This is a genomic window from Ensifer sp. GW823-FHT05D09, from assembly GCF_058795755.1.
Genome location: NZ_JBXAIA010000009.1, coordinates 309,748 through 317,343, shown reverse-complemented (window position 1 = coordinate 317,343; position 7,596 = coordinate 309,748). Strand labels below are relative to the sequence as shown.

At 61.9% G+C, this 7,596-nt stretch carries 15 protein-coding genes; 8 read left to right on the top strand and 7 right to left on the bottom strand.

Translation table 11 applies throughout. The annotated features are described in order from the left end of the window. The 4 genes from AC1Q80_RS24250 to AC1Q80_RS24235 form a co-directional block, all read right to left on the bottom strand. A partial coding sequence (locus AC1Q80_RS24250; RefSeq protein ID WP_492362084.1) for a hypothetical protein occupies nt 1–392 on the bottom strand: 392 nt, incomplete at its 3' end. Nucleotides 393–398: 6 nt separating this feature from the next. After that, the gene (locus AC1Q80_RS24245; protein WP_492362083.1) at nt 399–686 is read right to left on the bottom strand and encodes a DUF2312 domain-containing protein; all 288 of its coding nucleotides are present in this window, start codon (nt 684–686) and stop codon (nt 399–401) included. After that, the gene (locus AC1Q80_RS24240; RefSeq protein WP_492362082.1) at nt 683–1,078 is read right to left on the bottom strand and encodes a hypothetical protein; all 396 of its coding nucleotides are present in this window, start codon (nt 1,076–1,078) and stop codon (nt 683–685) included. The genes AC1Q80_RS24245 and AC1Q80_RS24240 overlap by 4 nt, the downstream gene beginning before the upstream one ends. Nucleotides 1,079–1,082: 4 nt before the next feature. Beyond that, on the bottom strand, nt 1,083–2,198 hold the full coding sequence (locus AC1Q80_RS24235) for a DUF7146 domain-containing protein (protein ID WP_492362081.1): 1,116 nt from the start codon (nt 2,196–2,198) through the stop codon (nt 1,083–1,085). A gap of 71 nt (nt 2,199–2,269) precedes the next feature. On the opposite strand from AC1Q80_RS24235, the gene AC1Q80_RS24230 reads away from it, so the two are divergent. Beyond that, nucleotides 2,270–2,908 (top strand): hypothetical protein, encoded by a 639-nt coding sequence (locus tag AC1Q80_RS24230; protein WP_492362080.1) that lies wholly within the window; start codon nt 2,270–2,272, stop codon nt 2,906–2,908. Nucleotides 2,909–3,267: 359 nt separating this feature from the next. On the opposite strand, the gene AC1Q80_RS24225 is transcribed toward AC1Q80_RS24230, so the two are convergent. Genes AC1Q80_RS24225 through AC1Q80_RS24215 form a run of 3 tightly spaced genes read right to left on the bottom strand, consistent with a single transcriptional unit; the run spans nt 3,268 to nt 4,936 of the window. Beyond that, complete coding sequence (locus AC1Q80_RS24225; RefSeq protein WP_492362079.1) at nt 3,268–3,819, bottom strand: hypothetical protein; 552 nt, start codon at nt 3,817–3,819, stop codon at nt 3,268–3,270. 59 nt (nt 3,820–3,878) lie between these two features. Then, nucleotides 3,879–4,709 carry a phage Gp37/Gp68 family protein gene (locus AC1Q80_RS24220; protein ID WP_492362078.1) on the bottom strand — a complete coding sequence of 277 codons (831 nt, stop codon included), beginning with the start codon at nt 4,707–4,709 and terminating at the stop codon, nt 3,879–3,881. After that, the gene (locus AC1Q80_RS24215) at nt 4,709–4,936 is read right to left on the bottom strand and encodes a helix-turn-helix domain-containing protein (RefSeq protein WP_492362077.1); all 228 of its coding nucleotides are present in this window, start codon (nt 4,934–4,936) and stop codon (nt 4,709–4,711) included. The genes AC1Q80_RS24220 and AC1Q80_RS24215 overlap by 1 nt, the downstream gene beginning before the upstream one ends. A gap of 107 nt (nt 4,937–5,043) precedes the next feature. Here AC1Q80_RS24215 and AC1Q80_RS24210 point away from each other — a divergent pair, with 107 nt between their 5' ends. The 7 genes from AC1Q80_RS24210 to AC1Q80_RS24180 all read left to right on the top strand — a co-directional run bounded on the left by AC1Q80_RS24210 (nt 5,044) and on the right by AC1Q80_RS24180 (nt 7,595). After that, nucleotides 5,044–5,655 carry a helix-turn-helix domain-containing protein gene (locus AC1Q80_RS24210; protein WP_492362076.1) on the top strand — a complete coding sequence of 204 codons (612 nt, stop codon included), beginning with the start codon at nt 5,044–5,046 and terminating at the stop codon, nt 5,653–5,655. Between the two features lie 304 nt (nt 5,656–5,959). Continuing rightward, on the top strand, nt 5,960–6,259 hold the full coding sequence (locus AC1Q80_RS24205; protein ID WP_492362075.1) for a hypothetical protein: 300 nt from the start codon (nt 5,960–5,962) through the stop codon (nt 6,257–6,259). Further along, on the top strand, nt 6,256–6,642 hold the full coding sequence (locus AC1Q80_RS24200) for a hypothetical protein (protein ID WP_492362074.1): 387 nt from the start codon (nt 6,256–6,258) through the stop codon (nt 6,640–6,642). The genes AC1Q80_RS24205 and AC1Q80_RS24200 overlap by 4 nt, the downstream gene beginning before the upstream one ends. Then, nucleotides 6,639–6,902 (top strand): hypothetical protein, encoded by a 264-nt coding sequence (locus tag AC1Q80_RS24195; protein WP_492362073.1) that lies wholly within the window; start codon nt 6,639–6,641, stop codon nt 6,900–6,902. The genes AC1Q80_RS24200 and AC1Q80_RS24195 overlap by 4 nt, the downstream gene beginning before the upstream one ends. Before the next feature lie 2 nt (nt 6,903–6,904). After that, on the top strand, nt 6,905–7,204 hold the full coding sequence (locus tag AC1Q80_RS24190; RefSeq protein WP_492362072.1) for a hypothetical protein: 300 nt from the start codon (nt 6,905–6,907) through the stop codon (nt 7,202–7,204). Continuing rightward, nucleotides 7,201–7,473: a hypothetical protein gene (locus AC1Q80_RS24185; protein WP_492362071.1), complete on the top strand. Its 273-nt coding sequence runs from the start codon at nt 7,201–7,203 to the stop codon at nt 7,471–7,473. Before AC1Q80_RS24190 ends, AC1Q80_RS24185 begins: the two co-directional genes overlap by 4 nt. After that, nucleotides 7,470–7,595: a hypothetical protein gene (locus tag AC1Q80_RS24180; RefSeq protein ID WP_492362070.1), complete on the top strand. Its 126-nt coding sequence runs from the start codon at nt 7,470–7,472 to the stop codon at nt 7,593–7,595. The genes AC1Q80_RS24185 and AC1Q80_RS24180 overlap by 4 nt, the downstream gene beginning before the upstream one ends. The last annotated feature ends 1 nt before the right edge of the window (nt 7,596 follow it).

The window sequence follows — 7,596 nt, the reverse complement described above, 5'->3', positions numbered from 1 at the left end:
ATTCCCCCCGAGGAAAGTGCCCCGACGAGATCGCCAGCTGATAGTCCTGCTTCTTCCGGCGTTCCTGCACCGACCTCGGCCGCGGCCCCGGTATCGCCTGCGCCGGCGTCCTGCCCCTCGGCGCCGGCTTCAAGTTCTTGCCCCGAGGCCAGACCACTTTTTGCACCTTCCCCATCGCTCACGCTCCCAGAATTCCCATCGGTATCGACGATCGCCGCATCAGCCGGTGCAGCCTGGTGTTCCTGCCCTGCTGCTGCAGTGGCATGACCACCACCGAGAACCAGTGCCGTTTCAGTTTCCGGTGCCACTGCTGCCGGCGAAATTGCCGGGCTGCTAATCTGCGGCTGTGGGTTTGCTGGCTTTTGCGCATTGCCTTTCCTTCTCTTTGACATGTTCACTCACTCCTCTTCGGCTGCCGCCGGGACCATCCCGAGGGCCTGCAAATACGTGTCGAGGATCGCCTCCTCCTCCATCCGCTGGTCCGGATCCTGCCGGCGGATGGCGATCACCTTCTTCAAAATCTTGACGTCGAAACCCACGGATTTGGCCTCGCCGTAGACGTCCTTGCGGTCGTCGTTCAGGGCCTTGGCCTCTTCATCCAGGCGCTCGATGCGCTGGACGAAGGCGCGCAGATGGTCACGGGCAATCCCGTGCGCGTCGGATCCGCTATTGCTGGGATAGGTCATGGCTGCGCCTCGGCGCGGTCCAGCCGCTCGATCTCGGCGATGATGAGAGCGGCGGCACGCACCAGGTCGCGCCGGCGGTCCTTCGGCTTCCACCATTCAAGGGACCACGGCCACGTGCCCGGCGCGAACGTGCGCTTCAGAGCATCTTTCCGGGTCTTATCTTTGTAGGTTGCGAACTGGGCGTAGCAGACGCCAGCGCGGGCAAGTTCGAAGTTCTTGTGCGCGTCGTCATGCTCGGCGCTGAAGCCCTCGACCTGGCGCTGGCGGTCGCCTTCCCTCAGTACGTCACGAAGTGCCGGCGACAGATCTTCGGGGGCGAACCACCCATTATCGATCGCGTTGTCGCGCCAATCTGCACCATCGTCACCGTCACCCCACGCTTCATAAGACATCGCCCTATTCCTCCTGTATCAAGTCGTTGAAATCGTTGCCGACATGGCTATCGATCGCGGTCCAGGGCTTGCCCGACCGCTCCATCGCTTCGCACACCTGCAGGAACTGCTTTTCCGTCGTGTGGTGTTTGAACTGGTCGCGCAGCAGCACGATTGACGAGACGCAAGGGAGCCAGACCGGCGCCGTCAGCATGTTGGCGAGGCTGCCGGCCGCCCAGGCGCGGGCCTCGGGCGCGCCGATCGCCACGCTGGCCGTCGTCTCGATGCCTTCGCCCATGATCAGCGGATAGGGCTTTTGCGCCGTCTCCGGCGGCTCGCCTTCCGGGCCGTGGGAGATCCGGACGACGGCGCCGGCCGATGGCCCACGCATGAGCTTGGCATTCTCATCGTCGGCCTTGGAGACCGGCAGCTTGCGCGGTCCCAACGGATCGAGGAATGTCATGTGCACGGCCGCGATCTGGCCGGTTGCCAGCCGCATGGCCGAAAGCACGGCCGGATATTCCGGCCCCTTCTGAACCTTGACGCTCCGGCCATTCTCATGGCGAAACTCGGCCCGTTTCCAGTATTCTTGCGCCGGCGAAAACCGGAACGTCTGCCGGTCGCGGTTGGGGATCTTGTCGAGCGGCATGTTGCGCGCCTGGAAATAGCGAAGCGCATAGGCCTCGGCCGCGCTGCCGGCGCCGTCCTGAAAGCCGCGCTGCCACAGTTTTTCGGCGTCACGCATGCGCTTGAGCAGCTGATCGGCCGCCCGGTCCTCAGCGTCCTTCTGTGCTTGGCACGCCTCGACCTGCATCCGCCGGCGCTGATCGGGCGACATGTTGCGCATGCCGAGGAACTCGCGCGCCCAGTCCAGCGCCTGGCGGAAATCGCAACCATGGAGATATTCGATCAGGCGGATGACATCGCCCTTCTCTCCGGTCCGCCAGTCCTTCCAGGCGCCGATATCGCGATCGAGCGCCACCTTGAATTCGGCCGTCTGCTTGTAGTCGGCAGTCACGGGATTGTGGGCGATCCAAAGCCGCCCCTGCCGGCGACCGTCCGGCAGCAGCTGCGCGCACAGGCTGGCGATCCTGCTTTTCAGCCCTTCCTTGACCAGCGCGGTGTCGTTGTCGCGGGTCATGCAACACCACCTTGCAGACTCACGCTGCGGCGGATTAGCGTCTGATGAGGAACACGCTTGGGATGTGGACGATGGACTTTCGTAAACAGTGGGACCGTTGGGGGTGGCTGATCCCTGGTGGCGTGATTTTGGTGGGAGCCAGCCGCTTGTTCTTCGGGCGTGAGCCCTTCTGTGTGGCCGACGAGCACTGTCTGCGCGAGTGGGTCTCGGCATTGGGCGGATGGGCGGCCGTTGCCGCTGCCGTCCCCACCGTCCTCTACCTCTCCAAGCAGGTTCAAGACGCGAACCGTCATCACAAGGAGGGGCTTTTCCTGCAGACCCAATCCAAGTACGAGCACGCTCAGTCGATGGTTCACTTCATGTCCGCGGTGCAAAGAGACATCGGCCGGATCGAGACTGCGGCCATCGCTAAAGACCAGAAAGGCTTCGAACGAGCTGTGAGGGGCTTTGCGAAGAAGTTTCGCAAAGCGTATTCCTACAGCACCTTTGAAGCCTTTGAAGAAGAGTTCGTGTTTAGATCGGTCAGCCGCATTGGCGAGATTAGGGAAATTGCTGACGACGTTGAGATGTTTAGCCTTGGCGCCGACTTGAGTGCATTTGAGCTCTCTGGGTTCAAAGAAGTTTTGGCGCAGGTGCAGAAGTATAACGGCGCCATATTGCAAGCAGCGCAGGACTACACTTCTCGCATCGACAGGCTGATTGCAGCGTAATGTTGCCCCCAGAATGTGCCGCTCTCCCACAGAAAGACCCCGCTGCGTCGCGATCTCGGTAGGCGGCGGGGCGAGGAACTGGCGGAACTGATCGAGGCGGGTTTCGTCGAGCGGCCGGAAATCGGTGGCAGAAAACCACCACTCTCCCCCCTGCTCGGCAAACTCTCCGACGCGCAGGCTGACGAACTCAGCGAAACGCAGGGCGACCCTTGCCTCGCCTTCAAAATTCTCGCCAACGCTGACGGCGCGGATCGTGTAAACCCTGCCCTTGACCGGCAAAACCGAGCAGACCGCTGCGAGGCACGCGGCGATATCGGCGATGCAAACGACCCTTCGGCCGATCTGGTAGTGCTCCCAGTTCATCCCTCAAAAGCCCCCTCGACAGCGGAAAGAATGGTTTCGATCTCGCCGTCGCCGCGCTCGTCTTCGAGCTCTTTGAGGGCGTAGCAAACGTTTGCCTTGCTCATGCTGGCTGCCCGGGCGAGATCTGCCTGGGCGACGTGCAGAAACTGGTTAGCGATGTAGAGGGCGATGCGGCGCAGCCGGGCAGCGCGCAGCCACAGCGGATCCGCCGTCGCGCGCCTGGCCGGCTCGGCCGAGAGGATGAAGCTGGGCTTGACCCCGGCGGCCAGCGCGACAAAGGAGATCGCCATGCGATACTGCGCTGCCGATCGGCTTTCCCACGGACGCTTGCCGTCGGTCGCCTTGTCCGGACCTTCCAAGCGGCGCTGGCGCTTCAGCTCGGAAATGGCGAGATCGATGCGCTTCGCCGTGCGGCCGGTCAGCGGCTTTGATCCGCGCCGCACGCGGTAAAGATATCGCGGGCACATGCGCGCCGCCTGCAGCACTTCCAGCTCTTCGAGCCCGGCTGCGGCGATCGCGTTATCTATGGCAACAATGGTATCGAGCATGATCAGCCTGGCTAAGAGGCCGTACGCGGAACAAATCGGCAGGAAATGGGGAGACATGGCTACGCGCGGATAAGCGCGGCGCCCGAGATGGTGGGAATGGTGGGGAATGCGTTGTGCTCGACACCGTCGAGGAGGCGGCCGGCCTCTCTGAGGTTGACGTGCATCATGTAAGGACCGTTGGCATCGGACGTCGGGCGATGATTGCCCCACTGCTTGAAGTGAAACGGCACGCTCACCGCCTTGGCCTGATCGCGCAGGCTCCGGAACCATTCAGGCTTGGGTTCTCTGGCTCTGTGCCCGCCCTGATCAGTCTCCCCGCCGGCTATAATCCAGCCGGGCATGAACCAGGGCTGGATGAAAACGGGGCCCAGCAGCGGCTCGAAGGAACCGAAGGTGAAAATCGGTTCCAGCTCGATCTCGGCGACCTTCAGCGCCGGCAGATTGATATCCGCCCGCTTCTGATCCTCAACCGAGGTGCCGAGCGCTGCGTTAGCCGGCAAGCCGCCTGCCGCCTCTGCCATTTTCACGATGTTCTGCGGTCGTTTTGTCAGCAACAGATAGACGAGGTTCGGCGTCCGCCGCATGACCTCGAACGCATCCGCCCGCCATTCCGCCGGCACCTGGTTGTCGAAGATATCGGCCAGGCTTGCGCAGAACACGAACGGCCGATCGCCGTCGACCTCGGCGCGGCGCTGCCAGCGCAACGGCTCATTCCAATTGTGCTTGCTGGTCCGGACGCGCTCGCCATGCGGTCCCCATTTGACCTTGCCGTAGCGCTTGTCCATCAGCGCTTCGGCATAACAGCCGTCACAGGCGGGGCTGACCTTGGTGCAACCCATCCATGGGTTCCAGGTATGCCGCGTCCAGGAGATAGCGGAGTTTTCAGCCATCAGTGCTGGCCCTCCCCTTGCTCGACGATCTGCACGCCGCGCTCCTCGGCAATGATGTCGAGCGCGCTCGATAGCCGACGGCGGATCCGCAACGTCGGTTCGCGGCCGGTATTCTTGGCCTTTGAAAAGGTGGTCTCATTCACATCCGCTACGCTGCACAAATGCTTCTGTGTGACACCCAGGCGCAGACGACGCGCCTGAATTTCCTCGAAGGAATACACAGTCATTTTTCACATTCCAGTTGTCTTTTCACATGCTCATGTGATTTGGTGTGCAAAGTCAAGTGAGGTATTGCGTTTTGAACATGATCGCGAGTGCTGCGATATCAGTCTCTATGACGACATTGCGCGACCAGCAGATCGCTTGGCTGGACCACATATCGAAGAGCAGCGGCTTGACGATCACCGAGATCGCCAGGGCCGCAAAACTGCACCCGTCGTCCCTCACTCGCTTCAAGAACCAGAACGACAACGGCCACACGCTGACGTCGAAAACGGTCAAGAAGATTGAGGACGCTACCCGCGTTCCGGCCTACGAAAGCCGGCAAACCCCTGTCATTCAAGGGTTCAGCGAGGAAGAGGCGCAGCGCTTCATTGCCATGGACAACCCGAGCAACCCGGTCGAGACGGCGCTCAAGGCGGCAACCAAAGAAGCTAACAATATTCAACTTTGGACATTGAAAACCAACAGCTTGGCAGCGATCGGTTACCCGCCCGGTATGGTTGTAGCCGTCGACCACCTGCAGACCGCGCGCAACGGCGATGCTGTCTGCGCCCAGAAGTATGATTTCCGCCGAGGCACGGCCGAAACGCTCTTCCGCGTCTTTCGCCACCCCTATCTCATGACCGCCGCCGATACCGGCGAGCCGGCCCTGCCAGAGATCGTAGACAACGAGAATGTCGTTATTGTCGGCGTTATCGTCGGCGGCTTCCGTCTACGCCACTAAATCCCGTTTGCGACATCGCTGCTGAATTTAGGCACGTGCCCGCAATGGGCGCATCGCTGAATTTGGGCACGTGCCAATTCCCGCCACAACCCTGAACTGGGGCACGTGCCTTTCTTTGGCACAACCTTGAATTCAGGCACGTGCCTTTTTCATGCCGCGATCACGGTTTTCACACCTTGATTAACAATCGTGCGCATTCTGTTTTTTGCCGTTTTCATATTTGCATTTGCTTTTCACATGAAATTCACTCAATCTCCAATTCGCATCTGATTTGCGGATGTGAATTCACATGGAGACGCGAACCATGGTTCCAGCAACGAGTGACCTGCCGACGATGGCGCAGCGCGAAGTCGCTGCCCTCATCGGCTGGATGCCGGACACATTCTCCCGGCACAAGAAGAGGCTGATTGCCACCGAAGGCTTTCCGGCGCAGCTGCCCTCCGGGCTATATTGGCGGGCATCCGTCATGCGCTGGCTCGAAACTTACGGTGACAAGAAGGCAGCCGCGATCGCGTCAGCACAGGGTAAAAGTATCGCGTCTATCCGTGTGCATGCCGATCGCCAGGCGCTCACCGAAAAGTATGTCGGGAGCAACGCCGCATGAGCATTGCAAAGCCACAAGCACACCCGATCGAGGCCGCCGGCGACGTCGTCGATGCGGTCCTGGTCGAACTTGCCTCAAGCTACGAGAAGCATGGCAGCTTCGCGAGCGCCCACGAAGGTTACGCCGTCATCCTGGAAGAGCTCGACGAGCTTTGGGATGCGGTGAAGGCCAATGACGTTGCCCACGCATGCCGCGAGGCGCTGCAGGTCGCCGCATCAGCCATCAAGTTCGTTGTCGCCTGCGAGCACCTGCACGAAAAGACCATCGCCTGCCGCGAATGCGGCTGCACTGACGACCGGGCCTGCATGACAGACGTCGGCCCTTGCCACTGGGTCGAACCCGATCTGTGCTCAGCCTGCAATGTGGAAGGGGGTACGGCATGAGCACCCCCCTCACCGAGAACCGGGCTGTTCTGGATCCCCGCAAGACGCTGACGGAAGCCGAGCAGAACGCGCTCGGCGCCCTCAACTTCTTCAAGCACCAGGTGCCGTCCAACGGTGGCTGGCGCATCGGCAACAAGCGCGTGCATATCCGCACCATCGCGGGCCTGCAGCGCCACGAGCTGGTGAAGGTCGGCAGCAGGATCCAACTCACCCAGGCGGGCCTGGTCGCCGCCGAGCGCTTGAAGGGGAGCCGTCAATGAATATGGACGCCCTCGCCGAGCAAATCCGCAAGGATGCACATCGCGCAAAGGCGCTGGAGGAAGCGCTCTCCTGGCTGAACAATGCCAATGAGGACATCGTGGCCGCCGGCGTTCGCGTCGAGACACGCCCAAAGACGGCGGAACGAGCCCTCGGCGCCGACGAAGCACACTACGAGATCGATAAATTCTTTCGGGATCTCTACCCGCACGCGGTCGCTAGCGTCCGGGAACTGTGTAAGGCCGAGCTGCAGAGCATTCGCCTGCGCTATGCGCCGTTGATGACTGTCGAGGTGGCACCATGATCATCGCCCCCGAGGATCCGCACGCCCTCTTGCGCCAGCTCGAGCTGCAGGCCGGGGACCAGGACGAGCTGATGTTGCGCCTGGTCGAAACCCTTCGCGCCACGCTCGACGCCCGGGAAGAGATCGAGCGGCTGATCCGCCTGCAGTCGATCGGCAGTGCCGCGCGCACAGCCGTCATCGTCGAGGCCGCCGCGCTTGTCGTCGAGCACGAGGCCGAGATCGTTGCACTGGCCCGCTATCGCCGCCCGAAACTGAGGCTCGTGCAATGACGGACGTCCACCTGGTCGCGGCAATGCCGCTCGCCGTCATCGTCGGCCACCTGATCGGCTTCGGCCTGGTCTTCCTGGCCTACCGCCACGACAAGCTCACCCGCGCGCGCCGGCGCGGCTGAC

Excerpts from the sequence above, each read along its gene's own strand:
- AC1Q80_RS24240 (WP_492362082.1), bottom strand. The coding sequence starts at position 1,078 with ATGTCTTATGAAGCGTGGGGTGACGGTGACGATGGTGCAGATTGGCGC.
- AC1Q80_RS24190 (WP_492362072.1), top strand. The coding sequence starts at position 6,905 with ATGGACGCCCTCGCCGAGCAAATCCGCAAGGATGCACATCGCGCAAAG.
- AC1Q80_RS24215 (WP_492362077.1), bottom strand. The coding sequence starts at position 4,936 with ATGACTGTGTATTCCTTCGAGGAAATTCAGGCGCGTCGTCTGCGCCTG.
- AC1Q80_RS24210 (WP_492362076.1), top strand. The coding sequence starts at position 5,044 with ATGACGACATTGCGCGACCAGCAGATCGCTTGGCTGGACCACATATCG.
- AC1Q80_RS24205 (WP_492362075.1), top strand. The coding sequence starts at position 5,960 with ATGGTTCCAGCAACGAGTGACCTGCCGACGATGGCGCAGCGCGAAGTC.
- AC1Q80_RS24200 (WP_492362074.1), top strand. The coding sequence starts at position 6,256 with ATGAGCATTGCAAAGCCACAAGCACACCCGATCGAGGCCGCCGGCGAC.
- AC1Q80_RS24235 (WP_492362081.1), bottom strand. The coding sequence starts at position 2,198 with ATGACCCGCGACAACGACACCGCGCTGGTCAAGGAAGGGCTGAAAAGC.
- AC1Q80_RS24230 (WP_492362080.1), top strand. The coding sequence starts at position 2,270 with ATGGACTTTCGTAAACAGTGGGACCGTTGGGGGTGGCTGATCCCTGGT.
- AC1Q80_RS24180 (WP_492362070.1), top strand. The coding sequence starts at position 7,470 with ATGACGGACGTCCACCTGGTCGCGGCAATGCCGCTCGCCGTCATCGTC.
- AC1Q80_RS24220 (WP_492362078.1), bottom strand. The coding sequence starts at position 4,709 with ATGGCTGAAAACTCCGCTATCTCCTGGACGCGGCATACCTGGAACCCA.
- AC1Q80_RS24185 (WP_492362071.1), top strand. The coding sequence starts at position 7,201 with ATGATCATCGCCCCCGAGGATCCGCACGCCCTCTTGCGCCAGCTCGAG.
- AC1Q80_RS24195 (WP_492362073.1), top strand. The coding sequence starts at position 6,639 with ATGAGCACCCCCCTCACCGAGAACCGGGCTGTTCTGGATCCCCGCAAG.
- AC1Q80_RS24225 (WP_492362079.1), bottom strand. The coding sequence starts at position 3,819 with ATGCTCGATACCATTGTTGCCATAGATAACGCGATCGCCGCAGCCGGG.
- AC1Q80_RS24245 (WP_492362083.1), bottom strand. The coding sequence starts at position 686 with ATGACCTATCCCAGCAATAGCGGATCCGACGCGCACGGGATTGCCCGT.